Raw genomic sequence first — 26,774 nt, forward strand, 5'->3', positions numbered from 1 at the left:
GGCCTGTCGCCTCGGGCTCGACTATGCCCAGGTCAAGCCGGGTAGTGGAGCAGTACGCGGTTCTTCGCACGAACAGCCGACAGGGGGCGCTCATGACTGTGCGACACGAGGAGACCGGGCAGATCACCGGCACTCCGGACAAGGAATACAACCTGATCTGGTTCACCGAGACGTGCCTGAAGAACGCGCTGCGGCTGGAGACCTACATCGCCGACGCCGACCGGTCGGGCGACTCGGAACTGGCCGACCTGTTCCGCCGTGCCCAGGCCGAGAGCCGCAAGGGCGCGGAGCAGGGCAAGGAGTTCCTCCGCCGGCGCCTGTGAGTCACGGCGGGGGCAGCAGCACGTTGTGGTCCGGCGGGAGCCCGGCCGTCAGGGTGAAGTAGTCATCGTCACCGACCGCCTCGCGGAGGACGGCGAAGACGGCGCGGGCGTGCTCACTCGCCTCGAACGGTTCGACGCCCTCGATGTCGCCGATGAGCGCGAGGAAGCGGTCCAGCGTCATCCGCTCCGCCGTCCCGCCGCCCCGCCGGAACGGTTCCCGCAGCTCGAACGGGAGCCGCGGGATCAGATCGTCGATCTCCACCGCGGTGACGCGGTGCGCGAGCGCCTCCAGGACCGCGTCGGCCGCACGGCGGGCCGCCGACGGGTCCAGGCGGGCGCGTTCGGCCACGGCGGCCACGAACCGCTCGGTGGGCATCACCTGGGAGAAACGGCTCCGGGCCTCGGTGATCAGCGGTTCGAAGTCGCGGGGCAGCTCCTCGGCGACGGCGGCGATCGCGTCGTCGCTCACCGCCCGCCCGAGGGCGGCGAAGACGGCGCGGGCGTCGCGTTCGGCGGACTCGGGGTCCACGCCCTCGCGCTCGGCGACCCGGCGGAGGAATTCGGCGTGGTCGAAACGCTCGGCGGAGCGCTCGGTGTCCAGCCAGGGCTTGATCTCCGTGGGGAGCTGCCGGAGCAGGTCGTGCGCCCTGCCGCGGGACAGGCGTTCGGCCAGGGTCGTCAGGACCGCACGCGCGGCGCGTTCCGTCTCCGCGGAGTCGCCACCGGCCTCACTCTGCGTGATCTGGAGGAATCCGGAGTACTCCATGCACCACCCCTCACCGATCCTCACCCGCGGCGAAGCCACCGACGGAGCGGCGAGCACGCGACATCCCTGGACCAGGTGATGAGCCACGCACAGCACCATCGCCGCAGGGCGTTGGAGCAGCGCCCACGGCTTCCCGTGCCGGCCGTCAGGGCAGCATCTCCGCCAGGTCCTTGGGCAGCTCGGCCTTGACGCCCTCCCACTCACCGTCGGTGACGTAGAGCCGCAGCGCCTGGGTCACCGAGCTCACCAGCTTCTCGACTCCGCCTTCGACCTCGTACGGCGGCATCTCGCGGCGAATGTGGTCGAGGAACTCCTCGCGGTGCATCTTCATGGGCACCTCGCTCGGATTCCACCCGTCGTAGTAGACGCCCCGCACCAGCAGCGGCAACTGGGCGGCGAAATGGGCCGTCTCGTCGACGGTCAGGCGGTCGCGCACCGCGTGCAGCACCGCGCGCATGGCGTTGTACGACTGGTTCCGGCGCTCCTTCGGCCAGCCGCACGACTCTTCGATCTGGCGCAGCATGCGATTCGTCTTGTGCAGCGTGGTGTCGAACGATGAATATCCCGTCTGAGTCATCCCGATGCCCCGTTCCTTGGGAGTTCGGCAGCGTCCCCAGACCGCTATAACGGCCCCTCCCCCGAGGTTCCGCGGCGCAAACGAACAGCGAGAAGCCCGGCCGGAAGCGATCGACGGCCCGGGAACCGTCCGTCGCGGCGACCGGCGCCACCCGGTCTACCAAGGTTGAGGATGCGGCCGGTGCCGACGGCGAGGAGCGTCGTCCGAAAGGGGACAGTACGGAGGTGGGCCATGCCGAAGGCCGCGGGGATCGATCTGGGCACGACGAACTCGGTGATCGCGGCGATGGTGGAGGGCCATGCGTCGGTGGTGCCGAACAGCGAGGGGTCGCGGACCACGCCGTCGGTGGTGGCGTTCACGCCCGAGGGTGAGCGGCTGGTGGGGCAGCTGGCGCGGCGTCAGGCGATCCTGAACCCGAAGGGGACGATCTATTCGGCCAAGCGGTTCATCGGGCGGCGGTTCGACGAGGTGGCCAGTGAGCTGACCGCGGTGACGTTCGACGTCGTCGCGGGGCCGGACGGCGCGGTGCGGTTCCAGGTGGGGGGCAAGCAGTACGCGCCGGAGGAGATCTCCGCGCTGGTCCTGCGGAAGCTGGCCGATGACGCCGGCAGGTTCCTGGGCGAGCGGGTGACCGAGGCGGTCATCACGGTCCCGGCGTACTTCAACGACGCCCAGCGGCACGCGACCCGTGACGCGGGGCGGATCGCGGGGCTGGAGGTGCTGCGGATCATCAACGAGCCGACCGCCGCCGCACTCGCCTACGGGCTGGACAAGAAGGGCAACGAGACGGTCCTGGTGTTCGACCTGGGCGGCGGGACCTTCGACGTGAGCATCCTCGACGTCGGGGACGGCGTGGTGGAGGTCCGGGCCACGTCCGGTGACGGGCACCTCGGCGGGGACGACTTCGACCGGCGGATCGTGGATCACCTGGCGGACGAGTTCAAGCGCGACACCGGGATCGACCTGCGGGACGATCCGCAGGCGTTGCAGCGGCTGTTCGAGGCGGCCGAGAAGGCGAAGGTGGAGCTGTCCTCGGTGACACAGACGACGATCAATCTGCCGTTCGTCACCGCGGACGCCTCCGGCCCCAAGCACCTGAACACCACGTTGATGCGCTCGACGTTCGAGCAGTTGATCGCGGATCTGCTGGCGCGCTGTGAGGGGCCGCTGCGGCAGTCGATGGGCGACGCCAAGATCACGTCCGACGACATCGACGAGGTGATCCTGGTCGGCGGGTCGACGCGGATTCCGGCGGTCCAGGCCCTCGTACGGCGGCTGACCGGCGGCCGGGAGCCGAACATGACGGTCAACCCCGACGAGGTGGTCGCGATCGGCGCGGCGATCCAGGCCGGGGTGCTCAAGGGCGAGGTCGAGGACGTCGTGCTGCTGGACGTCACGCCGCTGTCGCTGGGCCTGGAGACCCTGGGCGGGGTGATGACCAGGACCATCGACCGCAACACCACGATCCCGGCGCGGCGCAGTGAGACCTTCTCCACCGCGGAGGACGACCAGACGGCGGTGGACGTGGTGGTGCTGCAGGGCGAGCGGGAGCGCGCGGCGGACAACCGGACGCTGGGCCGGTTCCGGTTGGAGAACATCCGTCCGGCTCCGCGCGGCGAGCCGCAGATCGAGGTGACCTTCGACGTGGACGCCAACGGGATCTTGAACGTCTCGGCGCGGGACAAGGACACCGGCGCCCAGCAGGCGATCACGATCAGTGAGAGCACCAACCTCGATCCCTCGGAGATCGACCGGATGATCCGGGACGCCGAGGCGCACAGCAACGAGGACGCCCGGATCAAGGAGACCATCGACGCCCGCAACACCCTGGACTCGGTCGCCTACCAGGTCGAGCGGCGCCTGGGCGAGCTCGGCGAGCGGGTGCCCGAACACGAGCGGGCGCGGGCGCGGATACTCATCGACGACGCCCGCCAGGCGATCAAGGAAGAGGCCGCGATCGACCGGCTCCGTTCCCTGACCACCGAACTGCAGCAGATCTACCACGGCCTGGCCGCCACCGCCGCCGCCGGAGAGCCGGGCGCGCCCGGTGGTCCGGCAGGACCCGGACAGCCGCCGCCGGCCGGCGGCGGCGAAGACGTGATCGACGCGGAGTTCACCACCGATGAATGAGACGGCAGGCGGCGGCACCGGCGAGGCCGGTCCTCCGCCGCGCGAACCGCGCACCTGGCCGCCGGACCCCGCGGTCTCGCCCGCTGAGGCGCCGGCCGAAGCGGCCGGGCCGATGGAGGACGCCGGAGAGGTCGGGGAGGACATCGCGGCGAAGGTCGCGGAGCTGGAGGACCGGTGGCGGCGGGCGCTGGCCGACCTGGACAACTACCGCAAACGCACCGTCCGGGCCCTGGACGAGGAACGCGACGCCGAGCGCGCCCGTACCGCCGCGCGATGGCTGCCGGTCCTGGACAACCTCGAACGCGCCGTCGAACACGCCGACGCCGAACCCGGTGCCGTCGTCCAGGGCGTCCGCGCGGTCCTCGACCAGGCCCGTGACGTGATCGCCCGCCTCGGCTACCCGCGCCAGGACGACGTCGGCGTGCCGTTCGACCCGTTCCGGCATGAGGCGGTGAGCACGCTGGCCGGCACCGGCGCGCCCGAGGGGACGGTCGTCGCGGTGACGTTGCCCGGCTACGGCGAGGGGCCGCGGCAGCTGCGGCCGGCGCAGGTGGTGGTCGCCAGGGAGCAGTCCGATGGCGCCGCCCCGTGACTTCTACGCCGGCCTCGGGGGGCCGCGCACCGCGAGCCAGGACGAGATCCAGCGCGCCTACCGAAGGCTCGCCCGCCGGTACCACCCCGACGTCAACAAGTCTCCCGAGGCCGAGGAGCGGTTCAAGGACGCCTCCGAGGCGTACTCGGTGCTGTCCGACCCCGAGCAGCGCAGACGCTACGACGCGTTCGGCCCCGACTTCCGGCGGGTCCCCGAGGACGTCGATCCCGAGACGTGGGCGCGCGCCCGTACCGGAGCCGGCCGGGCCCGTGCCGGGGCGGGAGCCGCCGGAGGGTTCGGCGGGATCGACTTCGAGGACCTGTTCGGGGACGTCTTCGCCGGCCGCGGCGCGGGCGCCCGGCGGACGCCGTACGGCGGCGGCTGGGGGCCGACGCCGGGCGCGGACCAGGAGGCCCAGGTCGAGCTGTCGGTCGCCGAGGCCTACCGGGGCACGCGCCGGCAACTGACGATCTCCGGGCCCGAGGGCACGCGGACCGTGGAGGTGAACATCCCCGCCGGGGTCACCGACGGGCAGCGGATCCACCTGGCCGGGCAGGGCGGCCACGGGACGGACGGCGGGCCGTCCGGCGACCTGTACCCGGTGGTCTCCATCCGGCCCGACGAGCGGTACCGGGTCGAGGGCCGCGCCATCTTCCTGCGGCTGCGGGAGGCGGCTCTGGGCACGACCGTGCCGCTGGAGACCCCCGGCGGCGAGGCCAGGGTGAAGATCCCGACCGGCAGCTCGTCGGGGCGGCGGTCGCGGCTGCGCGGCCGCAGCCTGCCGAACCAGCGCGGCGCGCCCGGCGACCTGTTCGCCGAGATCCAGACCGTGGTGCCCCCGCACCTGACCGACGAGGAGCGGCGGCTGTTCGAACGGCTCGCCGCGGTCTCCACCTTCGATCCCCGGGAGCGGCGATGACCTACGCACTGATGCGGCCACTGCGTCTGGACCTGGACTCCTTCGCCCGGCTGTGCGGCGCCCATCCCGACCTGATCCGCCGGCTCGTCGCCCTGGAGCTGGTCGAGGCCGAACGGGACGCCCGCGGGGACCTGTGGTTCATGCCCGCCCAGATCGCCGAGGTCGGCCGGATCCGCCGGCTGCGGTCCGCCTTCCCCCTCAACTACGCCTCTCTCGGCCTGGTGTGTGAGCTGCTCGACCGCATCGCCGCGCTGGAGTCGGCCATGCAGCATCGTCCGAGACGTCTGGGGGACCGAACATGGACATCGACAAGCTGACCGAGAAGTCACGGCAGGCCCTGAAGTCCGCCCAGCCCCACGCGGTCGAGAAGGAACACAGCGGGTCACCTCCGCCACACCCGAGGCGGCGTACGAGGCGCTGGAGAAGTACGGCCGGGACCTGGTCACCGAGGCGCGCGAGCTTGTCATATCGCGTCGCGACGGCCCGGTTGCGTTGAAACAGGCCCTAGTGTCCTGCGCCTTAATTAGGTGAAATAACTCTATGCTTGGCAAGTGGCGAGGACTGGCAGGCCGAAGGCTCCGTTGACGGTGAGTGATGCCGAACGGGCGGAGTTGGTGCGTGGAGCACGGGCGGCGACGTCGACGCAGGCGTTCGCGTTGCGATGCAAGGTGGTACTGGCGTGTGCGGATGGGGCAACGAACGCGCAGGTCGCGGCGGATGCCGGCGTGTCCGCTGCGACGGTCGGCAAGTGGCGTAAACGCTTCATCGAGCACCGGCTGGCCGGGTTGGCCGATGAGCCGCGGCCGGGCCGGCCGCCCTCGATTCTGCTCGATCAGGTCGAGGAGGTGATCACCTTGACGCTGGAGCAGACACCGGTCGGCGCGACGCACTGGTCGCGGGCGTCGATGGCGGAACGGACGGGGTTGTCCAGATCGACGATCGGGCGGATCTGGCGGCGGTTCGACCTCAAGCCGCACCTGGTCGATGGGTTCAAGCTGTCGACGGATCCGTTGTTCGTGGAGAAGGTCGTGGACGTGGTCGGGCTGTATCACAACCCGCCAGAGCGAGCGGTCGTGCTGTGCGTGGACGAAAAAAGCCAGATGCAGGCACTGGATCGGTCGCAACCGGTGCTTCCGATGATGCCGGGGATGCCCGAGCGTCGCACCCACGACTACGCCCGGCACGGCACCACCAGCCTGTTCGCCGCCTTCAACATCGCCGATGGAACGGTGATCACCGAACTACACCGCAAGCACCGCGCCACTGAGTTCAAGAAGTTCCTGGTCGCCATCGACAAGGCCGTCCCCGCCGAACTGGACGTACACCTGGTCTGCGACAACCTCGCCACCCACAAAACACCGCTCATCCACGAATGGCTCGCTCGCCATCCCCGCTTCCACGTCCACTTCACACCTACCGGCTCATCCTGGATCAACCAGGTCGAACGCTGGTTCGGCCACCTCACCGACCAGCTGACCAGGCGCGGCGTCCACAAGAGCGTCCAAGCTCTCGAAGCCGACGTTCGCGCCTGGATCACTCAGTGGAACACCAACCCCAAACCGTTCGTGTGGAAGAAGACCGCCGAAGAGATCCTCGACTCCCTCGCCCGATATCTGCAACGAATTTCAGGCGCAGGACACTAGCGGGGTGACGATTGTCAGCGCTGAAGTGCGGTCGAGCCGGTCCAACTGGCCAGAAGATCGAGTGCCTGGCGTTCGGGTGAGTCGGGCGCGGGCGAGTAGATGGTGATACAGAGCCCGGGGTCAGCGGGCAGATCGAGGGCTTCGTAGGGCAGGGCCAGGTCCCCGACGAGCGGGTGGTGGAGTCGCTTCACGCCGGAGCGGGGGAACTTCACGTCGTGCCTGGCCCAACGCCGGGCGAACTCGTCGCTCTTCGTGGAGAGCTCGCCGATCAGGTCCGTCAGGCCCTTGTCTCGCGGCGAGCGGCCGGTCTCGGTGCGCAGGAAGGCGACCGAGTCGCTGGCGGCCTTCTCCCACTCGGACCAGAAATCGGCGGAACCAGGATCGAGGAACAGGAACCGCGCGGTGTTGACCGGACCACGCTTCGCGAACAACGGCGAATCGTAGACCGGGGCATACAGAGCCCGGCCGAGAGAGTTGGCGGCGAGGATGTCGAACCGTCCGTTGCGGATGTAGGCCGGCAGGCCGGTCATCGCGTCGAGCATCCGCAGAATCACCGGTCGGATCCGCCCAGACGCAGCGGGTGGCCGGCGCTCGGACGCCGTGGCCGCGCGGGCCAGGTCGTAGAGGTAGGCCCGCTCGGCATCGTCGAGCCGAAGTGCGTGGGACAAGGAGTCCAGCACCGAGTCCGAGGCGCCGCTCAAGTTCCCGCGCTCGAGGCGGATGTAGTAGTCGATGCTCATCCCGGCCAGCAGTGCCACCTCCTCCCGGCGCAACCCGGTCACACGTCGATTGCCACCGAAGACGGGCAGCCCTGCCTGCTGCGGCGTGATGCGGGCGCGACGAGTACTGAGGAACTCCCGCACCTCGCCGGCCCGCTCATGCCTCTCGCTGTCGGTCACATCACCACCGTAGGTCGTGCGGCGGTGTGCCGGGAGGTACTGCCGTTACCCGGAAGAGCAGGAACTCCCACCCACGCACGAATACGGGTTTCGTGGGAGGGACCCGGCAAGGCGGAGAGACCCTGCACAGCTTCGAGAAGTCAGCCGGCAAGCTCGGCGTCGAACACATCGACCTGCTGGTCCTCCGCCAAGCCCTCCCGTACACCTGGAAGGACCGCAAGTGGTGGACAACCAATTCACAACGCATGCAGAACTTTTCGATCTGAGTGGAAAGCGCGCGCTCGTCACCGGTGGCACCAGAGGCATCGGAATGATGATCGCGCGTGGCCTTCTCCAGGCGGGCGGCCGCGTGGTCATCAGCTCACGCAACGCGGAAGCGTGCGCTCAGGCGCAGGAGCAGCTGTCCGAATTCGGTGAGGTGCGGGCCATCCCCGCCGACCTGTCCCGCCACGAGGAGTGCCGGCGACTGTCCGACCTCGTCACCGCCGACTCCGAACGTCTCGACATCCTCGTCAACAACGCGGGCGCCATGTGGGACGAGCCGCTGGCGACCTTCCCGGACGCGGCCTGGGACACAGTCGTCGACCTCAACCTGAAGTCGCCGTTCTGGCTGGTCCAGGCATTGCTGCCCGCACTTCGCAGGGCGGGCACCGCCGACGACCCCGCGCGGGTCATCAACATCGGCAGCATCGCCGCCATCCACATCCCCCAGCGGCCCAACTACTCCTACTCCAGCAGCAAGGCCGCACTGCATCAACTCACCAGAGTGCTCGCCAAGGAACTAGGACCGCAGCACGTCACAGTGAACGCCGTGGCGCCGGGACCGTTCCCGTCGACGATGATGGCCGCGACGCTCGATGAGTTCGGCGAGGCGATCGCGGCGTCGGCCCCACTACGCCGGATCGGCCGCGACGACGACATGGCGGGTGTCGCCGTGTTTCTCGCCAGCCGGGCAGGCGCATACCTAACGGGCGCTGTGATCCCCGTCGACGGCGGCATCGCCACAACCGCGTAGGCCGCCTGAAGCGGCCTTACCTATTCGACGGACTGGTAGGCGTCGTGCTCGGCGTGGTAAATGATCGCCAGCGTCGCCTCCTCGGCCGTCGGCCGAAATACGCGTCCCACCGAGCGAGGTCGGAACGAAGGCCGTCGCTGATTCGCCCAGCCGTCAATTTAGGGTGGCTGTCACCGACTCTCCTGGGCGAATCGCCCATCGAGAGACAGTAGCCCTGTGAGCTGGCCGTTTGTGTTCGAGTAAGCGGTTGTCAGGTCCGCCTGCGTCCGGACCGGAGAGGAAGTCACCGTGACGGAGACATCGGTCGCCCGCCGGGTGCTCGAGGCGTTCGAGCGGGCGGGCGTACGGCATGCGTTCGGGCTGCCCGGGGTGCACAACCTCGCGTTCTGGCGTGACGCCGGGCCGGGCACGCCCGAGATCGTCGGCGTGCGGCACGAGCAGACCGCGGTCTACGCGGCCGACGGGCTGGCGCGGGCGACCGGGGGGCTCGGCGTCGCCCTGACGACGACGGGCCCCGGCGCGGCGAACGCCGCCGGTGCCTTCGGCGAGGCGGCGGCGGCCGGCTCGCCGGTCGTCCTGGTGGCCAGCGAGGTGTCCACGGCGCTGCGCCGGCCCGGGACCGTACGCGGCCTCCTGCACGAGTCGCGCGACCAGGCCGGCATCTTCGCGCCGCTCGCCAAGGCCGTCTACCGGCCGCGGACCGCGGACGAGGCCGGCGCGGCGGTCGCGGACGCGATCCGGACCGCACTGTCGTGGCCCCGCGGCCCCGTCTACGTCGACATCCCGACCGACGTGCTCGATCGGCCTCTCGGGCCGATCGAGGTTCCCGCGCCCGCCCGCCTGTCCCCCGCCCCGCCGCAGGTGGAGCGCCTGGCGGCACTGCTCGGCGACGACGGCGACGGCACCGTGATCTGGGCCGGCGGAGGCGTCGTGCAGTCGGGCGCCGAGGCGGAGCTGCTCGCCCTGGCCGAGCGCCTGGACGCGCCGGTCGTGACGACCTACGCGGCGCGCGGCGTGCTCCCGGCCGGCCATCCCCTTCTCGTCGGCCTGCCGCCGCACGAGCCGGAGGTGGCCGAGCTGATCGGCACGGCCGGGCTGCTGCTCGCGCTGGGCACCGACTTCGACGGGATGATGACCAGGAACTGGCGGATGCCCCTCCCCGGCCGGCTGGCCGCCGTGAACTGCGCCGAGGAGGACCTCACCAAGAACCTCACCCCGGACGTCGCCGTGCTGGGCGACGTCCGCACCGTGCTGACCGAGCTGCTCGGCGTCCTGAAGCCCCAGCGGCGGGAGACGGCCCCACGGCCGGCGGCGCTGCGCGAGGCGGTCCGCGGACGACTGGCCGCCGACCCGCGCACCGCCGAGGCGATGCGGTTCCTCGCGAGCGTGGAGTCGGCGGTCGGCGACGAGACAGTGATCGTCTGCGACATGGCCATCCCCGGCTACTGGTACGGCGGCTACGGACGGGTCGCGGGCGGACGCCTGCTGCAGTACCCGGTCGGCTGGGGCACGCTCGGCTACGCCCTGCCCGCGTCGATCGGACCCGCCACGGACGGGCGGCCGGCACTCGTCATCGCGGGCGACGGCGGCCTGATGTTCGCCCTGGGAGAGTTCATGACGCTGGCCGAGCGCCGCCTGCCGGTCACCGTCCTGGTCCTCGACGACGGCGGGTACGGCATGTTGCGCTATGACCAGGAGGTCGCCGGCGACCAGATCCGCGGCACCGACCTGCGCAACCCGGACTGGGAACGTCTGGGCGAGGCGTTCGGCGTCCCGCCGGCCGTCGTCGACGGGGTCGGCGAGGCACTCGCCCGCGCGCTCACCGAGGCGCTCGCCGACCCGGGGCCGCGGCTCGTCGTCGCGCGGGCCGCGCTCACACCCCCGAAGACGACGTCGCCGCGATGGTTCGAATGAACGGCCGCTCAGGACCCGCCCGGCCAGGTCATCAGATTCTGGAAGAGCTCCGCCTGCTCGATCGCGTCGTCGAGGGCGTTGTGCGTGTGCGGGCGCCGGGACAGCAGCTCGGGCGGCATCTGCCTCTTCGTCGCACGCGCGACGGGGACACCGGCCTTCACCGCGTACAGCGTCTTGACGTCCAGATGGCGGGAGTGGCCGAACGGCGAGCCCGAGCGGGCGAACCGCACGAAGTACCAGTAGAGCCACATCCAGTCATAGGCGAGCGGGTAGGCGACCAGGACCGGCGTCGCGCCCGCGGCGGCCTCGCTCACCCACGCGGACGCGGCGTTCATCGCCTCGGCCGGGTCGAGGCCGTCACGGGCGAGCCGGTCCCGGTCCAGCCCGCTGACCGCCAGCGCCTCCGGGTCGAAGCCGTCGCTGATCGGCCTCAGCTCCGCGTAGAACGTCCGCTCGGCGGGATCGCCCGCGGTGAACCCGGCTCCGTCGAAGGCCCCACACGCCGCCATCCCGAAGCTGAGCATGGAGTACGGCCCCGGAATCGGCCCGTCGGCCTCGACGTCCACAGAGACGTACACCTCACGCTTGGCCACCAGCGTCCCTCCGATCACCGTGCCGAGCCGTCATCCTCTCGGGTGCTCATGCCGGGCCGCCAGTCATCTCGCCGAGTCACTCCTCCTCCGCGTACTCGGCGGCGGTGAGGTACTCCACGCCCTGCTCCCGCAGCAGCGACCGGAGGTCGTAGCGGTCGAGGCCGAGCTGCCCGCCGGCCAGCGCCTCGCGGGTCGCCTCCTCCTTCTCGATCCGCGCCCGCGCCTTCAGTACGCCCTCGGTGGCGTCCGCGCGCGGGACGCACAGGACGCCGTCGTCGTCGGCGACGATGACGTCGCCCGGCCGGACGAGTCCGCCGCCCACGACGACCGGCACATTCACCGCGCCGGCGGTCGCCTTCACCGTGCCCTGGGCGCTCACCGCGGCGGACCAGACGGGGAAGCCCATGGCGTTCAGCTCGGCGACGTCGCGGACGCCCGCCTCGATGACCAGCCCCCGCACGCCGCGGGAGCGCAGCGACGTGGCGAGCAGCTCGCCGAACATCCCGTCGGTGCACGGCGACGTGGTCGTGACGACGAGGAGATCGCCGGCCGTGCACTGCTCGACCGCCGCGTGGATCATCAGGTTGTCGCCGGGGGCGCACAGTGCGGTCACCGCGTTTCCGGCGATCCGGGTGCCGCGCTGGATCGGGCGCAGGCCCGTGCCCAGGTACCCGATCCGGCCCAGGGCCTCGTGCACGGTCGCGACCCCGTACCCGGCGAGGTCGTCGACCAGGGCCAGGTCGGTGCGCGCGATGTCGGTGACGACCACCTTCCTCATGAAAGCTCCCTCGTGACCTGCGGGTACAGGCGCATGTACGCCTCGGCGCGCGTGTCGTGGGGCAGACCGAGGTTCGGCCCGGCGTTGCGCTTGAGCTGGACGCCGCGCCGCTTGGCCAGGTCGGTGTAGTAGTCCCACATGTGCTGCTGGGCCGGCAGGCACTCCATCGCCCGGCGCTTGCGCTCGAACACGCTCGTGATGTCGAGCAGGACCTGCGGCTTGAAGTCGCACATCTCCGGCTGGTGCGGCTCGAAGAAGAACACGGGTGGCGCGCCGAGCGGCTCGCCGGGCGCCGGGTAGCCGATCGCCTGCGCCAGCACCCGCGCCTCCAGGGCCATGCGGGCCGCGGCGGGATGGTCGCCGTTGTACGGGTCGGTCAGCGGGTGGGTGAGCACGACCGTCGGGTCGACCTCGCGGTAGACCCGCACGATGCGGTCGACCAGTTCGTCGGTCTGGCGCAGCGGGTAGTCGCCGGCGTCGAGGAACTCGATCTCGGCGCCGAGGGCCGCGGCGGCGTTCTCGGCCTCCTCGCGCCGCTGCGCCTTGATCTGCTCCAGCGACTTGCCCTCGCGCCAGGCGCGGGCCGACTCCCCCCGCTCGCCGTACGTCAGGCAGAGCACCTTGGCGCGCTGCCCGCGTTCGGCGGCGAGCGCGATGGCGCCCGCGGCGCGCCACACGAAGTCGCCCGCGTGGGCGCTCACCACCAGCAGGGCGCCTTCCGGCTCGGTCATGAATCCTCCTTCATCTCGGTGTGCATCTCAGACGGCGCTCGGCGCGGCCGCCGGCTCGGCGTTCGCGTCGAAGTCGACGTCCCGGGTCTCGGGCCCGATCAACGCGCCCGTCAGGATCAGCGCCCCGCCCAGGACGAGCAGCACGACGGGCGTGTACGCGTAGGGAACGAGGTGCTTCAGCCAGTCCTGGTAGTAGGCGTAACCGGCCGTCACCAGCAGCGGAAGGCTGTAGCCCATGCCGAAGCCGCTGCCGCGGACCGCGGCCGGGAACCGTTCGCAGATGTAGGACGGCGTCACCGCGAACATGCTGGCCCCGCTGAGCCGGATCAGCAGGGTCAGGCCGAACACCAGCGGCAGGCCGGACCACGGGCCCGCGGCCAGGAACGCGAACGCTGCGGCGCAGACGACGCCGACGCTCACCCCGCAGGCGATGAAGAACGTGCGGCGCCCGATCCGGTCCGTCAGCGCGCCGATCAGTGGGAAGCAGAGGGTGTGGACAAACTGGGCCAGCACCAGCGTGCCGGTGACCTGCGTCGGGGTCAGCGTCGTCTGGGAGCCGAGCAGCGCGGGGAGCAGCCCGGAGGCCATGTTGGAGGCGAACCAGACGCCGGCCATGAGGACGAACACCTGCCAGAAGCTGCGCCGCGCCGAGCCGAACAGCACGGTCTTGACCGGGTTCTCGCGCTTCTTGTCGCGGGCGGAGGCGAGCCAGACCGCCGACTCGCGCACCGTACGCGAGTAGTAGAAGAGGAAGACCACGCCGAGGAGGGCACCGGCGACGAAGGGGATCCGCCAGCCCCACACGGCGTAGGCCGAGTGGGGGCCGCCCGCCGGGGCGAGGTGCAGCATCAGGAAGCTGAGCAGCGAGATCGCGCAGTACGACAGCGGGAACCCGATGCTGACCAGGCTTCCGTACAGACCGCGGCGGCCTCGCGGGGCGATCTCCATGGCGAGAGGGATGGCGCCGGTGTACTCGCCGCCGAGGAAGACGCCGTCGACGAAGCGCAGCAGGATCATCGCGGCGACGGCCCACAGGCCGATCTGCGCGTGGCCGGGCAGGGCGGCGATGATCCCGGTGGTGACGGCGCAGCCCGCCACCGACAGCAGCGTCACCCGGCGGCGGCCGACGCGGTCGGCGAGCCGGCCGAAGATGAGCGAGCCGAGCGGGCGGCCGATCAGCGTGGAGACGAAGACGCCGGCGGTGATGATCGCCTTGGTCCCGGAGGGAACCGAGGCCGGCACGAAGTAGGACAGGGCGGGCGCGAGCGCGATGGTCGGCAGGTAGACGTCGAACATGTCGACGAAGAAGCCGAACGCTCCGCCGATCACGGCGGCTCTTCGCTGGGCGGCGTCGGGGGCGGGGGCGGGGGCGGGCGGGGTCGAGGTCATGAAGCACCAAGTCCGGAGCCCGTGCCGAGCAGGCGAGCAAGCGAGCTCCAATTGTTGACAATCGTGTGGCCAATCGTGGGACGACGGACCGCGACTGTCAAGGGTCCACCGCAGACCTTCCTTCCCTTCAGGCTGATCTAGCTGCACGTTCTCGCACCGTACGGGCGCGGCCCTCACGGTACCGGCATTGCAGGTCCGGCCCCAGTGAGGCTAGATTGTCAACATTATTGCCGTACATCCGGAGACGAACATGACCAACGCCTCGCCCCCGTCCTCGCGAGCGCGCGCCCTCGTCGAAGGCGCGTACGACACGCACATCCACGTCGCCCCGGACGTGATGGAGCGCCGGATCGACGACGTCGACCTCGCACGGCGGTTCGCCGACGTGGGGATGGCGGGCTTCGTGCTCAAGTCCCACTACGTGCCCACCGCGGAGCGGGCCCAGGTCGTCCGCAAGGTGGTGCCCGGCGTCCGCGTCCTGGGCGCCATCACGCTGAACGGCTCGGTGGGCGGCCTCAACCCGTCGGCGGTGGAGATCGCCGGCCGCCTGGACACACGCGTCGTGTGGATGCCGACCGTGGACAGCCGCAACCAGCGGGACAGCCGGGCGAAGGACCCGGCGGGCGCCAAGCCGCCGATGTGGGCCGCTCTGCAGGACGACCTGCGGTCCGCCGGCATCGAGCCGCCCGCCGTCGACGTGGTCGACGCCGACGGCGCGGTCACCGGGGCGGTACGCGACGTCCTGACCGTCATCGCCAAGCACGGCATGACCCTCGCCACCGGGCACCTCAACGCGGCGGAGATCGTCGCCGTCGCCGACGCCGCCTTCGACGCGGGCGTACGCTGTGTCGTCGTGACGCACCCGGAGTTCACCTCGCAGCGTCTCCCCGTGGACGTGCAACGCCGCCTCGCCGAACGCGGCGCCCTCCTCGAACGCTGCTTCACCACCGCACACACCGGCAAGGTCACCTGGCGGCGGCTGCTCGACAACATCCGGGCCGTCGGGCCGGAGCACTCGGTGCTCTCCAGCGACCTGGGGCAGCCGTTCAACCCGCCGGTCGAGGACGGCCTGGCGATCATGGCCGACACGCTGCTGGAGGACGGGTTCTCCGAGGAGGAGATCCAGACCATGGCGGTCGCCAACAGCCGCCGGGTCGCGGGCGAGGACACCCGATGACGGCCGCGGGGTGCGTCGCCGTGCTGGGCCTCGGCGAGGCCGGCGGCGCGATCGCCCGGGACCTGGCCGCCGCGGGCGTCCGCGTGCGCGCCTACGACCCGCTGCCGCTGCCCGCGGACGGCCTGATCTCCTGTACGGACGAGGCCGACGCGGCGCGCGGCGCCGACCTGGTCCTCAGTGTGAACAGCGCGAAGGCCGCCGAGGACGCGCTGCGGGCGGGCCTGGCCGGAGTGGGCGAGGGCGCCGTGTGGGCGGACCTGAACACCGCCGCGCCCGCGCTCAAGCGCCGGCTCGGCGAGGTGGCCGCCGGGGCCGGGGTCGCGTTCGCCGACGTGTCGCTCATGGCGCCCGTGCCGGGCAAGGGACTGTTCACGCCCATGCTGGTGTCCGGCCCGGCCGCCCGCGCGTACGCCGAGCTGCTGGGCCCGGTCGGCGCGCGCGTCACCACGCTCGACGGTCCCGCCGGGGAGGCGGCCACCCGGAAGCTGCTGCGCAGCGTGTTCTTCAAGGGCATGGCCGCGGCCGTGGTCGAGGCGCTGCACGCCGCCCGCGAGGCCGGGCTGGACGACTGGCTGCGGCGGCACATCGCCGAGGAGCTCGCCTCCGCCGACGAGAAGTTCGCCGAACGGCTGGAGACGGGCAGCCACCGGCACGCGGTACGCCGGGCCGAGGAGATGCGCGCCGCGTCGCAGCTGCTCGGCGAGCTGGACGTGCCGGCGCGGATCAGCGACGCGAGCCGCGCCTGGCTCGACCAGCTCGCCGGAGAGCCGGCGCCGGACCGGTGACCACGACACCGCGCGTGCCCGCCGAGGGGCGCCCGGCTCCCCTGACGGGCGGCGCCGGGAGCGACGGCGTGCTCGGGGCGATCCGCGAAGCGATCCTCACCGGCGAGTTCGGGCCGGGCCAGCGCCTCGTCGAGGCGGACCTGTCCGCGCGGTTCGGCGCGAGCCGCGGAAGCGTGCGCGCGGCGCTGTTCGAGCTGGCCAACGAGGGCGTCGTCGAGCGCGTCCAGAACCGCGGCGCGCGCGTCCGCGCGGTCACGCTGGAGGAGGCCATCGAGATCTCCGAGGTCCGCATGGTGGTCGAGGGGCTGTGCGCGGCCAAGGCCGCCGAGCGCATCACTGACGAGCAGGCCACCGAGCTGCGCGCGCTCGGCTCGGCGATGCGCGCGGCCGTGTCGGCGGGCGACGTCATGCGCTACTCCGAGCTCAACCAGCGGCTCCACGGGCGGATCCGGCAGATCAGCGGCCAGTCGACCGCCGCCGGGGTGCTGGAGCGGCTCCGCGCGCAGAACGTCCGCCACCAGTTCCGGCTCTCCCTCATCCCCGGACGGCCGCACGTCTCGCTGGCCGAGCACCTCGCCATCATCGACGAGATCTGCGCCCGCGCCCCGGAGGCGGCCGAACGCGCCGCCCGCCGCCACCTGCTCAGCGTCATCGACGCCCTCGCCTCGGCCGTGCACTAGCGTCTTTCGCATGCGGCTTCATGTGGGATGCGCGATGTGGACGCACACGTCGTGGCAGGGGCGGTTCGTGCCCGCCTCCTCACGGGAACGGCTGCGGTCGTACGCGAGCTGGTGCAACGCGGTGGAGGGCAACACGACCTTCTACGCGACGCCGGCGCGGGAGACCGTACGGACCTGGGCGGAGCAGACCGATCCCGGCTTCCGCTTCGTGGTCAAGCTGCCCAAGACGATCACGCACGAGCGCCGCCTCGGGGACGTCGAGCAGGAGCTGCGAGCCTTCCTGACCGCGATCGAGCCGCTCGGGCCGCGGATCCACGCCCTGTGGGTGCAGCTGCCCAAGTCGTTCGCGCCGGGTGACGCCGGTGTCCTGGCCGGCTTCCTGCGCCGCCTGCCGCGCACGTACCGCTCCGCGGTCGAGGTCCGCCACCCGGCGTTCTTCGAGGACGCACGGGCGGCCCGGCTTCTGGAGCGGGCGCTCGCCGGTCCCGGCGCCGAGTGGGTGCCGTTCGACACCGTCACGCTGTTCGAGAGCCCGCCGACCAGCGACGCCGAACGCGACGCGTGGCTGAAGAAGCCACGTGTGCCACGCAGGACGACGGCGCTCACCGACCGCCCGATCGTCCGCTACCTCGGCCGCGACGCCACCGAGCGCACGGTCGAGGGCTGGCAGGAGTGGGTCGGCACGGTCGCCGGCTGGCTGCGCGAGGGCCGCTCCCCCACCGTGTTCGTGCACACCCCCGACAACGCCGACGCACCCGAACTCGCCCGCCGTTTCCACGACGAGGTACGCGCGCGCGTGCCGGAACTCGAGCCGCTGCCCGAGCCCGCGCCGATCGAGCCGCTGAGCCTGTTCTGACCGTACGGCCGGGTCACTCGCTCATTGCCGGTGAGCCCCGGACCTCCCGTCCGCAGTGCTTCACGCAGTTCGTCCGCTCGCAGGTACGGGACGTAGTACGTCGAATGTTCCCGGAGCAGATCCTGGGCGAACGCCGTGTCCACCGGATGGCCGGGCCCCGCGACGACGGCCTTCCCGCGGAACATCGCGTCGAGGGCCGGCGCGGTCTTGACGCTCTCCGCGGGCACCGTTAGCTTTCCCGGGACATAGGACGTCCTATGTCCAGATTGGGGAAACTGATGCGTCTGCACAAACGCGGCGGCCCGGCGGCCGCCGCAGGAGTCACGGCCCTGCTCGCGGCCGTGACCGCCGGCGTGACACCGGCTCAGGCGGCACCGCGCGGATGCGAGGTGTCCGTTCCGTACACGGCCGGAACCGAGGGGTACAGCGCGTTCCGCATCCCGGCGGTCATCACCACGAAGTCCGGTGACCTGCTGGCGTTCGCCGAGGGCCGGTCGGACGGGCTCGGCGACGCGGGGAACATCGACACGGTCGTGAAGCGCTCGACCGACGGGGGCTGCACCTGGCAACCGCTGCGGGTCGTGCAGGACAGCGGCCCCAACACCTCCGGCAACCCCGCGCCCGTCGTCACCGCGAGCGGCCGCATCGTGCTGCTGACCACGTACAACGCGGGCACCGCCACCGAGACGCAGATCCTGCGCGGCCAGGTGCCGGCCGAGGACGGCAGGCGCGTGTTCACGCAGTACAGCGACGACGACGGGGCCACCTGGACCGCGCCACGCGAGATCACCGCGTCCGCCAAGCTCCCGAACTGGCGCTGGTACGCCACCGGCCCCGGGCACGCGACGCTGCTCACCCACGGCCCGCACCGCGGCCGGCTCGTCGTCCCGGCGAACCACTCCATCGCGCCGCCGACGGGCTCCACCGACCTCGGCTCGGAGGCGAAGTACTACGGCGGGCACGACCTGTACAGCGACGACAACGGCCGGACCTGGCACATCGGGTACGTCGACGACAACACCGACGGCGAGGTGAACGTCAACGAGACCACCGCCACCGAACTGCCGGACGGGCGCGTCTACTTCAACACGCGCGACCAGAACGGCACCGCGGCCGGGAACCGCGCCGACGCCTACAGCCTGGACGGCGGCCGTACGCTGCGCCGACCGTTCCAGCCGCAGCCGGCCCTCGTCGGACCCGTCGTCGAGGGCAGCGTGCTGCAGGCGCTCGGTCCCAAGGCGCCGCTGCTCTTCTCCGGCCCGGCCGACCCGGCCAAGCGGGCGGTCATGACGCTGCGCGCGAGCCACGACGGCGGCGTCACATGGCAGTCCGCGCTCACGCTCTCGCAGCTGCCGGCGTCCTACTCCGACCTCGTCCAGGTCGACGCCCGTACCGTCGGCCTGCTGTACGAGACGGGCAACACGGGCGCCAACGAGACGATCACCTTCCGCCGCATCGATCTGCGCGACCTGTCCTGAGCCGCCGCCCCGGGAACCCTCACGGGTTCCCGGGAGAGCCGTCGGGCCCGGGGCGAGGCGCCCCGGGCCCGACTCGTGCCGGCGGACCTGGTGAGGTCAGCCGCTGCGCAGGCGGGCGAGCCGGGTGCGGATGCCGGCGAAGTGCGCGCTCATCGCCGCCGTGACCGCCTCGCGGTCCTCAGCGACGACCGCCTCGTAGATGTCGCGGTGCTTGCGGGCGACCTGCTCCGGAGTCTCGTCCGGGGTGCCCAGCTCCTCGCTGAGCTGGTGGTAGACCTGCCAGAAGGCACCGAGGAGGCGACCCACGAGCGGGTTGCCCAGCGGCCGGTAGAGCAGGTCGTGGAAGAGCCGGTCGGTCTCGGGCGCGACCGCGCCGACGAGCGACTCCTGCTCCATCCGCTCGATCACCTCGCGGACCGGGGACAGCGTCTCGGCGAGGTCGGCGCCGCCGTGCCGGTCGATCAGGCGCCACGCGAGCCCGTTCTCCAGGATCTCGCGGATCTCGGTGAGGTGGCCCAGGTGGTTCGGCTCGTCCTGCGGGGAGATCCGGCTGTGGAAGGCCAGCTCGTCGACCAGGCCGTTCAGCGACATCTCGCCGACGAACATGCCGAAGCCGTGGCGGATGTCCACGATGCCGACGGCCTGCAAAGCCTTCAGCGCCTCGCGGATAGAGTTGCGCCCGATGTCCAGCTCCTGCATGAGCTCGGACTCGGTCGGCAGCGGATCGCCGGCGGCCAGGCCGCGCCGAACGATGATCTCTTTGACCGCCTCCTGCACCTCGATCGCGCGGCTGAGCCTGCGACTCCGGGAGAGGGGCGGCCCGCCGGCCTCGGGGAGGTGACGACGACCGTCGCGCAACGTCACGGAAATCTCCTGATCATCTGCTCTTGACTTGGCACAGAACCGACTTCTAATCTCCAACGCTACAGGAGATAGGACGTGGGACGTCCCATATCTGCCCCCAAAATTTTCCGCCGCCTTCCTGACCGTCGACACCGGGAGACACCGTGAGCGCCCCTCGATCCGCCTTCAGCCGCCGCGACTTCCTGCGTTACAGCGGGACGTTGAGCGCCGCGGCCGCCATCTCCACCACGATCTCCGCGTGCGGCGGCCCCGCCTCGACCGGTTCGGCCGGCTCCGGCGGCAACAAGGACCTCGTCACCGTCGTCATCGGCTACGGCAACGACCAGACCTGGGACCCGAGCATGACGGCGTCGGCCTTCGCCATGGCCGGCATCAACCACATCTACGAGGGCCTGGTCGACACCGACCCGATCACCCGCGCGCCGTACCCCGCGCTCGCCACCGCCCTGCCGTCCGACACCTCGGCGACGTCGTGGAAGTTCCAGCTGCGTCAGGGGGCGACGTGGCACGACGGCAAGCCGGTCACCGTGGACGACGTCCTGTTCACCTTCGACCGCGTCATGGACCCGTCGACGCTGGCGTCCTCGTTCTTCAACACCTGGCTCAAAGAGGTCCGCAAGGTCGACGACACCACCGTCGAGCTCGTCTTCAAGTTCCCGTTCCCGGACGCGCTCCCCCGCCTGACCATCGCCAAGATCATGCCGAAGCACGTGTTCGGCGCGCCGGGCGGCTGGGACGCGGCCAAGAACGGCAAGGCCGTGGGTTCGGGCCCGTACAAGATGACCGCGCACAACCCCAAGTCCAACACCGCGTTCGAGGCCTACCCCGCCTACAACGGCCCGCGCAAGCCGGCGATCAAGAAGATGAACTGGCTGTCCATCGTGGACGCCTCCGCCCGCGTGGCGAAGATCTCCGGTGGCAGCGCGGAGGCGCAGATCGCCGACAACGTGCCGTACGCCAACATCGACCAGCTGCGCAAGCAGGGGCTGACCGTCGACGGCGGCAAGGGCATGAACCACATGTTCCTGATGTTCAACACGGCCCAGAAGCCGTTCGACGACGTGCGGGTCCGCCAGGCGCTGTTCTACGCGATCGACACCAAGAAGATGATCGAAGTGGCGCTGAAGGGGCACGGCACCCCGGCGAGCAGCTTCCTCAACCAGGAGAACCCGGCGTACACGCGGGCCAAGACGGTCTACGACTACAACCCGGACAAGGCCAAGTCGCTCCTCGCGGCCGCGGGCGTCAAGAACCTGTCGGTCAACCTGATGGCGGTCAACGTGAGCTGGGTGGCCGACTGCCTGCCGACGATCGCCAACTCCTGGAACGCGATCGGCGTGAAGACCTCGCTGGAGCCGCAGGACACCAGCGCGCTGTTCACCAAGATGGACCAGTCGCAGTCGTACCAGGTGGTCGCGGCGGCCTCGAACCCCAACCAGTTCGGCCTCGACGCCGACCTGATCCTCCGGTACAACTACACGTCCGGCGGCACCTGGATGAAGTACACCAAGTGGGACAAGAGCTCTGACGCCAAGTCGCTCTTCGCGCTGATGGACAAGGCCACCCAGGAGCCGGACAAGCAGAAGAAGCTGGCGCTCGTACACCAGTACATCGACGTCATCGCCGAGCAGGCGGTGCTCTACCCGGTCCTGCACACCGAGCTGATGACCGCGTGGAACCCCAAGAAGCTCACCGGCGTGCGCGCCCAGGCCTACCCCGGGGTCACCCTGCTGCAGGCGAAACGCCTCTGACCGTCCGCCGCACCCCGACCCGATCTCCCAGGAGGCATCCGTGGCAGCGATCGCCAGAATGCTGGTGCGCCGCGTCCTCATCCTGATTCCCCTGCTGCTGGGCGTCGTTCTGTTCGTCTTCATCATCATGCGGTTCTCCGACAACAAACCGGAGTACGCGTATTTTGAAGGCTCCAATCCCACCCCGGCGCAGATTCACCAGTTCCAGGTGGACAACGGCCTGCTCGATCCGCTGCCGGTGCGGTACGTGCGGTTCGTCGGCCAGCTCATCCGCGGTGACATGGGGACGAGCGCGCTCACCAAGGCGCCGGTGAGCAGTTCGATCGCGACCGCGCTTCCGCTGACACTGCAGCTGACGCTGTTCGGCGTGGTGATCGCGATCGTGCTGGCAGTGATCTTCGGTGTCATCGCGGCGATCTTCCGGGACCGGTGGCCGGACCAGCTGATCCGGCTGGTGTCGCTGATCGGCGTCGCCGCGCCGGCGTTCTGGCTGGCGCTGCTGATGATCCAGTACCTGGCGGTGGACCGCGGCTGGTTCCCGACCAGCGGCTACATCAATCCGGCGGACTCCGTCAGCGGCTGGCTGCGGTCGCTGACCATGCCGGCGCTGGCGCTGTCGCTGCCCGTCGCGGCCTACCTCACCCGGATCATCCGCACGTCGATGGTCGAGGAACTCGACAAGGACTACGTGCGGACCGCGATCGGCAGCGGTCTGCCGCCGATCGTCGTGGTGGGCCGCAACGTGCTGCGCAACGCGCTGATCAACCCGCTGACCGTGCTCGGCCTGCGGGTCGGTTACCTGCTCGGCGGGGCGGTCGTCATCGAGACGATCTTCGCGCTGCCCGGCATGGGCCAGCTCATGATCACGGGGGTGCGCAACGGCGACCCCGCGGTGGTCCAGGGCGTCGTGCTGACGATCGCGACCGGCTTCGTCGTGGTCAACCTCATCATCGACGTTCTCTATCTCCTGGTGAACCCCCGACTGAGGAGCGCCGGCTGATGCGCAGCGGACTGGCCAGAAGACTGTCGCGAGCGGGCATCGGCTTCCGGCGGCTGGGCCCCGCCTCCTGGGTCGCCCTGGGCGTGGTGGTGGTCGTCGCCATCGCCGCGATCTTCGCCCCGGTGCTCGCGCCGCACTCACCGTACGTCCAGGAGGCCACGGGCGGCGGGCCGAGCGCCTCGCACTGGATGGGCCTGGACAGCGCCAACCGCGACATCCTCTCGCGGCTGCTGTACGGCGCGCGCTGGTCGCTGGTGATCGGCCTCGGCTCCACCGCGATCGCGCTGGTCTGCGGCGCGCTGATCGGCGCCGTCGCCGCGACCTCCCGCCGGTCCGTCGACGAGGCGATCATGCGCACGCTGGACGTCATCATGGCGTTCCCGGGCATCGCCCTCGCCGCCGTGCTGGTCGCGGTCTTCGGCGGCAGCATCCTGGTGCTGGTGCTGGCCATCGCCTTCCTCTACATGCCGCCGGTGGCGCGGGTGGTGCGGGCGAACGTCCTGGCCCAGTACGGCGAGGACTACGTCGCGGCCGAGCGGGTCATCGGCGCCCGCGCCCCGCACATCCTGCTCCGGCACATCGCGATCAACTGCGCGGCCCCGGTGCTGGTGTTCTGCACGGTGATGGTGGCCGACACGATCGTCTTCGAGGCGTCTCTGTCGTTCATCGGCGCGGGCGTGCGCCCGCCCAACCCCTCCTGGGGCAGTGTCATCGCCGACGGCCGGAACATGGTGCTGCTCGGCGGATGGTGGGCCACCGTCTTCCCCGGCCTGCTGATCCTCGTCACGGTGCTCGCGCTGAACGTCCTGGCCGAGGGCGTCTCCGACGCCTGGGCGGCGCCGGCCGAGCGGCGCTCGGACACACCCGGCACGCCGGCGGACCGGTCGCCGGTCGCCGCGCCGGCGGCCGAGCAGGCGGCACTGACCGGCCTGACCGAGGCCGCACGCCGCCTGGCCCAGCGAGCCCGGCCCCTGCCGGAGGGCCGGCCGGTCCTCAGCGTGGAGAACCTCACCATCGCCTTCGAAGATCGCCACAACGGCGTGAACGTCGTCGACGGCATCGGCTTCGACGTACGGCCGGGCGAGGTGCTCGGCCTGGTCGGCGAGTCCGGCTGCGGCAAGTCGCTGACCGCCTTGACGATCATGGGCCTGGAACCCGCCGGCGCCCGCGTCGGCGGCCAGATCCGCTTCGACGGCAAGGACCTGCTGGAGCTGCCCCGGTCGGCGCGGCGACGCCTGCTCGGCCACGAGATGGCGATGATCTACCAGGACGCGCTGTCGTCGCTGAACCCCGCGATGACCATCAAGGCCCAGCTCAAGCAGGTCGTCCGGCGAGGAGGCAAACGCAGCCCCGCCGAGCTGCTGGAGCTGGTCGGGCTCGACCCCGCGCGCACGCTCTCGTCGTACCCGCACGAGCTGTCCGGCGGCCAGCGGCAGCGGGTGCTCATCGCGATGGCCCTCTCCCGCGACCCCAAGCTCATCATCGCCGACGAGCCCACGACGGCACTCGACGTGACCGTCCAGGCTCAGGTGATCGAGCTGCTGCTGCGCCTGCGGGCGGAGCTGGACTTCGCGCTCATCCTCGTCTCGCACGACCTGGCCCTGGTCGCCGACGTGACCGACCGGGTCGCGGTGATGTACGGCGGGCAGATCGCCGAGATCGGGGTGACGTCCGCGCTGGTCGGCGCGCCCGCGCACCACTACGCCCGCGGGCTGCTGGGCTCGGTGCTCTCCATGGAGGCCGGCGCCGACCGCCTCACCCAGATCCACGGCGTGGTGCCCTCCCCCGCGAACTTCCCCAGCGGCTGCCGGTTCGCCGACCGGTGCCCCGCCGCCACCGAGGTCTGCCGTACGGAGACGCCACGCCTCGCGGGCCGGGACGACCAGCACTCGGTGGCCTGCCACCACCCCGCGGTCGACATCCCGACCTCCCTGTCCGCCTCCGCTGCTCCGAAGGAGGGCTCATGACACAGGCGGGAGAGTCGCTCGTCGAGCTGGCCGACGTCCACGTCGTGCACAAGGCGCGCTCGGGCGGCCTGTTCAGCCGGGACCGCGTGTACGCGCTGACCGGCGCCGAGCTGACCGTCGCGCCCGGCGAGACCGTCGGCATCGTGGGCGAGTCCGGCTGTGGCAAGTCCACGCTGGCCAGAGTCCTCATCGGGCTCCAGCGGCCGACCTCGGGCACGGTCCACTTCGAGGGACGCGACGTCTGGTCGATGCCGGGCGCCGAACGCCGCGGCGCGATCGGGACGAGCATCGGCATGATCTTCCAGGACCCGGCCACGGCGCTGAACCGCAGACTGCCGGTCCGCCAGGTGCTCCGCGACCCGCTCGACGTCCACCGCGTCGGCACCCCGGACGAGCGCGACGAGCGGGTCCGCGAACTGCTCGACCTCGTGGGCCTGCCCCCGGGCGCGGCGGACCTGCTGCCCGGCCAGATGTCCGGCGGGCAGCGGCAGCGGGTCGCGATCGCCCGCGCGCTGGCGCTGCGGCCGCGGCTGCTGGTCGCCGACGAGCCGACCAGCGCGCTCGACGTGTCGGTCCGCGCGCAGATCCTCAACCTGCTGGGCGACCTGAAGGAGCAGTTCGGGCTCGCCATGGTGTTCGTCTCCCACGACATCCAGACGGTGCGGCGGATGAGCGACCGGGTCGTGACGATGTACCTCGGCCGCATCGTGGAGCAGACCCCGGCCGCGGCGGTGCCCGGCGCGGCCCGGCACCCGTACACGCGGGCGCTGTTCTCGGCCACGCCCGGCCTGCTGTCCCCGATCGACCCGATCCCTCTCGTGGGTCCGGTCCCGTCCGCGACCCGGCCGCCGAGCGGCTGCCCCTTCCGCACCCGCTGCTGGAAGGCCGACGACGTCTGCGCCACCGAGATGCCCCCCGCGGAGAAGGACGGAGACGGCCTCTTCCGCTGCTACCACCCGGTGCTCTCCGGCGCCACCGACCGCGAACTGATCAGCCAAGCACAGGAGCGTTCATGACCCACGCCGCCCCGTTGTCCGGCGTCATCCCCCCGGTGTGCACCCCTCTCACCCCGGACCGCGAGGTCGACACCGCCTCGCTGACGCGCCTGGTGGACCACCTGCTGGAGGGCGGGGTGAACGGACTGTTCGTCCTCGGCTCCACCTCGGAGGTCGCGTTCCTGCCCGACGAGCATCGCCGCATCGTGCTGGAGACCGTGCTCGGCCACGTCGCGGGGCGGGTGCCGGTCCTCGCGGGCTCCATCGACATGACCGCGCCCCGGGTGGTCGACCACGTGCGCGTGGCGGTCAAGGCCGGAGTGGACGGCATCGTCGCGACCGCGCCGTTCTACGCGCGCACCCATCCGGCGGAGATCGCGATCCACTTCCGCACCATCGCGGCGCAGGCGGGCGGCGTCCCGGTGTACGCCTACGACCTGCCCATCTCGGTGCACAGCAAGCTGACCGCGGACCTGCTGCTGGAACTCGCCGCCGAGGGCGTGCTCGCCGGCCTGAAGGACTCCAGCGGCGACGAGGCCGGGCTGCGCGAGGTGATCCTGCGCCGCCGCGACCGCGACCTGCCGTCGTTCGCGGTGATGACCGGCTCGGAGCTGACCGTCGACTCGGCCCTGTGGATGGGCGCGGACGGCGTGGTCCCCGGCCTCGGCAACGTCGACCCGCACGGCTACGTCCGGCTCTACCAGGCCGCCTCGCGCGGCGACTGGGAGGCCGCGCGGACCGAGCAGGAGCGCCTGTTCCGGCTGTTCCACCTCGTGAACGTCGGGGGCCCGCACATGGGCCGTAGCTCCTCCGCCCTGGGCGCGTTCAAGGCCGCCCTGTTCCTTCGCGGCGTCATCGAGCACCCGACCACCGCTCTGCCGCAGATCCCGCTCGACGCGGACGACATCGCCCGGGTCAAGGAATTCCTCTCCGAAGCCGCCCTCATCTGACC

The 26,774-nt window shown here is 71.2% G+C and carries 26 protein-coding genes; 18 read left to right on the forward strand and 8 right to left on the reverse strand.

What is annotated here, in order from left to right:
* The first annotated feature begins 92 nt into the window (after positions 1-92).
* Complete coding sequence (locus tag ACQEV1_RS33010; RefSeq protein WP_285623419.1) at positions 93-323, forward strand: hypothetical protein; 231 nt, start codon at positions 93-95, stop codon at positions 321-323.
* Position 324: 1 nt separating this feature from the next.
* On the opposite strand, the gene ACQEV1_RS33015 is transcribed toward ACQEV1_RS33010, so the two are convergent.
* Positions 325-1,089 carry a DUF2267 domain-containing protein gene (locus tag ACQEV1_RS33015; protein WP_433398814.1) on the reverse strand — a complete coding sequence of 255 codons (765 nt, stop codon included), beginning with the start codon at positions 1,087-1,089 and terminating at the stop codon, positions 325-327.
* A gap of 145 nt (positions 1,090-1,234) precedes the next feature.
* Positions 1,235-1,666, reverse strand: a complete 432-nt coding sequence (locus ACQEV1_RS33020; RefSeq protein WP_285572539.1) for a DUF2267 domain-containing protein — start codon at positions 1,664-1,666, stop codon at positions 1,235-1,237.
* A 231-nt stretch (positions 1,667-1,897) separates the two neighbouring features.
* Between ACQEV1_RS33020 and dnaK the strand changes: the two genes are divergently transcribed.
* The 5 genes from dnaK (at position 1,898) to ACQEV1_RS33045 (ending at position 6,950) form a co-directional block, all read left to right on the forward strand.
* On the forward strand, positions 1,898-3,796 hold the full coding sequence (gene dnaK, locus ACQEV1_RS33025; RefSeq protein WP_433398816.1) for a molecular chaperone DnaK: 1,899 nt from the start codon (positions 1,898-1,900) through the stop codon (positions 3,794-3,796).
* Positions 3,789-4,388 carry a nucleotide exchange factor GrpE gene (locus ACQEV1_RS33030; RefSeq protein ID WP_433398818.1) on the forward strand — a complete coding sequence of 200 codons (600 nt, stop codon included), beginning with the start codon at positions 3,789-3,791 and terminating at the stop codon, positions 4,386-4,388. The genes dnaK and ACQEV1_RS33030 overlap by 8 nt, the downstream gene beginning before the upstream one ends.
* A complete protein-coding gene (locus ACQEV1_RS33035) occupies positions 4,372-5,307 on the forward strand; it encodes a DnaJ C-terminal domain-containing protein (RefSeq protein WP_433398820.1) in 936 nt (311 codons plus the stop codon). The genes ACQEV1_RS33030 and ACQEV1_RS33035 overlap by 17 nt, the downstream gene beginning before the upstream one ends.
* Positions 5,304-5,624 (forward strand): chaperone modulator CbpM, encoded by a 321-nt coding sequence (locus tag ACQEV1_RS33040; RefSeq protein WP_433398823.1) that lies wholly within the window; start codon positions 5,304-5,306, stop codon positions 5,622-5,624. The genes ACQEV1_RS33035 and ACQEV1_RS33040 overlap by 4 nt, the downstream gene beginning before the upstream one ends.
* A gap of 234 nt (positions 5,625-5,858) precedes the next feature.
* Positions 5,859-6,950, forward strand: coding sequence for an IS630 family transposase (locus ACQEV1_RS33045; RefSeq protein ID WP_433392269.1), 1,092 nt, complete (start codon positions 5,859-5,861; stop codon positions 6,948-6,950).
* A 14-nt stretch (positions 6,951-6,964) separates the two neighbouring features.
* Here the strand turns inward: ACQEV1_RS33045 and ACQEV1_RS33050 are convergent, their stop codons facing one another.
* Positions 6,965-7,849, reverse strand: a complete 885-nt coding sequence (locus ACQEV1_RS33050) for a helix-turn-helix transcriptional regulator (protein WP_433398826.1) — start codon at positions 7,847-7,849, stop codon at positions 6,965-6,967.
* A 220-nt stretch (positions 7,850-8,069) separates the two neighbouring features.
* Between ACQEV1_RS33050 and ACQEV1_RS33055 the strand changes: the two genes are divergently transcribed.
* Positions 8,070-8,864 carry an SDR family oxidoreductase gene (locus tag ACQEV1_RS33055; RefSeq protein ID WP_433398828.1) on the forward strand — a complete coding sequence of 265 codons (795 nt, stop codon included), beginning with the start codon at positions 8,070-8,072 and terminating at the stop codon, positions 8,862-8,864.
* Positions 8,865-9,152: 288 nt separating this feature from the next.
* Positions 9,153-10,778 (forward strand): thiamine pyrophosphate-binding protein, encoded by a 1,626-nt coding sequence (locus tag ACQEV1_RS33060; RefSeq protein ID WP_433398831.1) that lies wholly within the window; start codon positions 9,153-9,155, stop codon positions 10,776-10,778.
* Positions 10,779-10,786: 8 nt separating this feature from the next.
* On the opposite strand, the gene ACQEV1_RS33065 is transcribed toward ACQEV1_RS33060, so the two are convergent.
* The 4 genes from ACQEV1_RS33065 to ACQEV1_RS33080 are packed head-to-tail and all read right to left on the reverse strand — an operon-like array spanning position 10,787 to position 14,269.
* Positions 10,787-11,389: a 3'-5' exonuclease gene (locus tag ACQEV1_RS33065; RefSeq protein ID WP_433398834.1), complete on the reverse strand. Its 603-nt coding sequence runs from the start codon at positions 11,387-11,389 to the stop codon at positions 10,787-10,789.
* Between the two features lie 58 nt (positions 11,390-11,447).
* Positions 11,448-12,149, reverse strand: a complete 702-nt coding sequence (locus ACQEV1_RS33070; protein WP_433398837.1) for a 4-carboxy-4-hydroxy-2-oxoadipate aldolase/oxaloacetate decarboxylase — start codon at positions 12,147-12,149, stop codon at positions 11,448-11,450.
* Positions 12,146-12,880 carry a PIG-L deacetylase family protein gene (locus ACQEV1_RS33075; RefSeq protein WP_433398840.1) on the reverse strand — a complete coding sequence of 245 codons (735 nt, stop codon included), beginning with the start codon at positions 12,878-12,880 and terminating at the stop codon, positions 12,146-12,148. Before ACQEV1_RS33075 ends, ACQEV1_RS33070 begins: the two co-directional genes overlap by 4 nt.
* A gap of 27 nt (positions 12,881-12,907) precedes the next feature.
* A complete protein-coding gene (locus tag ACQEV1_RS33080; protein WP_285623446.1) occupies positions 12,908-14,269 on the reverse strand; it encodes an MFS transporter in 1,362 nt (453 codons plus the stop codon).
* Positions 14,270-14,519: 250 nt separating this feature from the next.
* On the opposite strand from ACQEV1_RS33080, the gene ACQEV1_RS33085 reads away from it, so the two are divergent.
* The 5 genes from ACQEV1_RS33085 to ACQEV1_RS33105 all read left to right on the forward strand — a co-directional run bounded on the left by ACQEV1_RS33085 (position 14,520) and on the right by ACQEV1_RS33105 (position 19,245).
* Positions 14,520-15,446: a DUF6282 family protein gene (locus tag ACQEV1_RS33085; protein WP_433398843.1), complete on the forward strand. Its 927-nt coding sequence runs from the start codon at positions 14,520-14,522 to the stop codon at positions 15,444-15,446.
* Entirely contained in the window at positions 15,443-16,231 is a 789-nt protein-coding gene (locus tag ACQEV1_RS33090; protein WP_433398846.1) for a DUF1932 domain-containing protein, read from the forward strand. Before ACQEV1_RS33085 ends, ACQEV1_RS33090 begins: the two co-directional genes overlap by 4 nt.
* On the forward strand, positions 16,228-16,911 hold the full coding sequence (locus ACQEV1_RS33095) for a GntR family transcriptional regulator (RefSeq protein ID WP_285623453.1): 684 nt from the start codon (positions 16,228-16,230) through the stop codon (positions 16,909-16,911). Before ACQEV1_RS33090 ends, ACQEV1_RS33095 begins: the two co-directional genes overlap by 4 nt.
* Positions 16,912-16,921: 10 nt before the next feature.
* Positions 16,922-17,767, forward strand: a complete 846-nt coding sequence (locus tag ACQEV1_RS33100) for a DUF72 domain-containing protein (RefSeq protein WP_285623455.1) — start codon at positions 16,922-16,924, stop codon at positions 17,765-17,767.
* A gap of 278 nt (positions 17,768-18,045) precedes the next feature.
* Complete coding sequence (locus tag ACQEV1_RS33105; RefSeq protein ID WP_433398850.1) at positions 18,046-19,245, forward strand: sialidase family protein; 1,200 nt, start codon at positions 18,046-18,048, stop codon at positions 19,243-19,245.
* Between the two features lie 96 nt (positions 19,246-19,341).
* On the opposite strand, the gene ACQEV1_RS33110 is transcribed toward ACQEV1_RS33105, so the two are convergent.
* Entirely contained in the window at positions 19,342-20,109 is a 768-nt protein-coding gene (locus ACQEV1_RS33110; RefSeq protein WP_285623459.1) for a FadR/GntR family transcriptional regulator, read from the reverse strand.
* Between the two features lie 143 nt (positions 20,110-20,252).
* Between ACQEV1_RS33110 and ACQEV1_RS33115 the strand changes: the two genes are divergently transcribed.
* From ACQEV1_RS33115 to ACQEV1_RS33135, 5 genes are read left to right on the forward strand one after another with little or no spacing between them, the layout of a single operon-like run.
* Positions 20,253-21,860: an ABC transporter substrate-binding protein gene (locus ACQEV1_RS33115; protein ID WP_433398854.1), complete on the forward strand. Its 1,608-nt coding sequence runs from the start codon at positions 20,253-20,255 to the stop codon at positions 21,858-21,860.
* 40 nt (positions 21,861-21,900) lie between these two features.
* Positions 21,901-22,860, forward strand: a complete 960-nt coding sequence (locus tag ACQEV1_RS33120; RefSeq protein WP_285623463.1) for an ABC transporter permease — start codon at positions 21,901-21,903, stop codon at positions 22,858-22,860.
* Positions 22,860-24,827 (forward strand): dipeptide/oligopeptide/nickel ABC transporter permease/ATP-binding protein, encoded by a 1,968-nt coding sequence (locus ACQEV1_RS33125; RefSeq protein WP_433398857.1) that lies wholly within the window; start codon positions 22,860-22,862, stop codon positions 24,825-24,827. Before ACQEV1_RS33120 ends, ACQEV1_RS33125 begins: the two co-directional genes overlap by 1 nt.
* A complete protein-coding gene (locus ACQEV1_RS33130) occupies positions 24,824-25,843 on the forward strand; it encodes an oligopeptide/dipeptide ABC transporter ATP-binding protein (RefSeq protein ID WP_285623467.1) in 1,020 nt (339 codons plus the stop codon). Before ACQEV1_RS33125 ends, ACQEV1_RS33130 begins: the two co-directional genes overlap by 4 nt.
* Positions 25,840-26,772 (forward strand): dihydrodipicolinate synthase family protein, encoded by a 933-nt coding sequence (locus tag ACQEV1_RS33135; RefSeq protein WP_433398860.1) that lies wholly within the window; start codon positions 25,840-25,842, stop codon positions 26,770-26,772. The genes ACQEV1_RS33130 and ACQEV1_RS33135 overlap by 4 nt, the downstream gene beginning before the upstream one ends.
* Positions 26,773-26,774 lie beyond the last annotated feature (2 nt).

The sequence above is a fragment of the Actinoallomurus sp. CA-142502 genome, from assembly GCF_050936355.1.
In the GTDB taxonomy this organism is placed as follows: domain Bacteria; phylum Actinomycetota; class Actinomycetes; order Streptosporangiales; family Streptosporangiaceae; genus Actinoallomurus; species Actinoallomurus iriomotensis.

Excerpts from the sequence above, each read along its gene's own strand:
- ACQEV1_RS33010 (WP_285623419.1), top strand. The coding sequence starts at position 93 with ATGACTGTGCGACACGAGGAGACCGGGCAGATCACCGGCACTCCGGAC.
- ACQEV1_RS33015 (WP_433398814.1), bottom strand. The coding sequence starts at position 1,089 with ATGGAGTACTCCGGATTCCTCCAGATCACGCAGAGTGAGGCCGGTGGC.
- ACQEV1_RS33020 (WP_285572539.1), bottom strand. The coding sequence starts at position 1,666 with ATGACTCAGACGGGATATTCATCGTTCGACACCACGCTGCACAAGACG.
- dnaK (WP_433398816.1), top strand. The coding sequence starts at position 1,898 with ATGCCGAAGGCCGCGGGGATCGATCTGGGCACGACGAACTCGGTGATC.
- ACQEV1_RS33030 (WP_433398818.1), top strand. The coding sequence starts at position 3,789 with ATGAATGAGACGGCAGGCGGCGGCACCGGCGAGGCCGGTCCTCCGCCG.
- ACQEV1_RS33035 (WP_433398820.1), top strand. The coding sequence starts at position 4,372 with ATGGCGCCGCCCCGTGACTTCTACGCCGGCCTCGGGGGGCCGCGCACC.
- ACQEV1_RS33040 (WP_433398823.1), top strand. The coding sequence starts at position 5,304 with ATGACCTACGCACTGATGCGGCCACTGCGTCTGGACCTGGACTCCTTC.
- ACQEV1_RS33070 (WP_433398837.1), bottom strand. The coding sequence starts at position 12,149 with ATGAGGAAGGTGGTCGTCACCGACATCGCGCGCACCGACCTGGCCCTG.
- ACQEV1_RS33075 (WP_433398840.1), bottom strand. The coding sequence starts at position 12,880 with ATGACCGAGCCGGAAGGCGCCCTGCTGGTGGTGAGCGCCCACGCGGGC.
- ACQEV1_RS33080 (WP_285623446.1), bottom strand. The coding sequence starts at position 14,269 with ATGACCTCGACCCCGCCCGCCCCCGCCCCCGCCCCCGACGCCGCCCAG.
- ACQEV1_RS33085 (WP_433398843.1), top strand. The coding sequence starts at position 14,520 with ATGACCAACGCCTCGCCCCCGTCCTCGCGAGCGCGCGCCCTCGTCGAA.
- ACQEV1_RS33090 (WP_433398846.1), top strand. The coding sequence starts at position 15,443 with ATGACGGCCGCGGGGTGCGTCGCCGTGCTGGGCCTCGGCGAGGCCGGC.
- ACQEV1_RS33100 (WP_285623455.1), top strand. The coding sequence starts at position 16,922 with ATGCGGCTTCATGTGGGATGCGCGATGTGGACGCACACGTCGTGGCAG.
- ACQEV1_RS33105 (WP_433398850.1), top strand. The coding sequence starts at position 18,046 with ATGCGTCTGCACAAACGCGGCGGCCCGGCGGCCGCCGCAGGAGTCACG.
- ACQEV1_RS33125 (WP_433398857.1), top strand. The coding sequence starts at position 22,860 with ATGCGCAGCGGACTGGCCAGAAGACTGTCGCGAGCGGGCATCGGCTTC.
- ACQEV1_RS33130 (WP_285623467.1), top strand. The coding sequence starts at position 24,824 with ATGACACAGGCGGGAGAGTCGCTCGTCGAGCTGGCCGACGTCCACGTC.
- ACQEV1_RS33135 (WP_433398860.1), top strand. The coding sequence starts at position 25,840 with ATGACCCACGCCGCCCCGTTGTCCGGCGTCATCCCCCCGGTGTGCACC.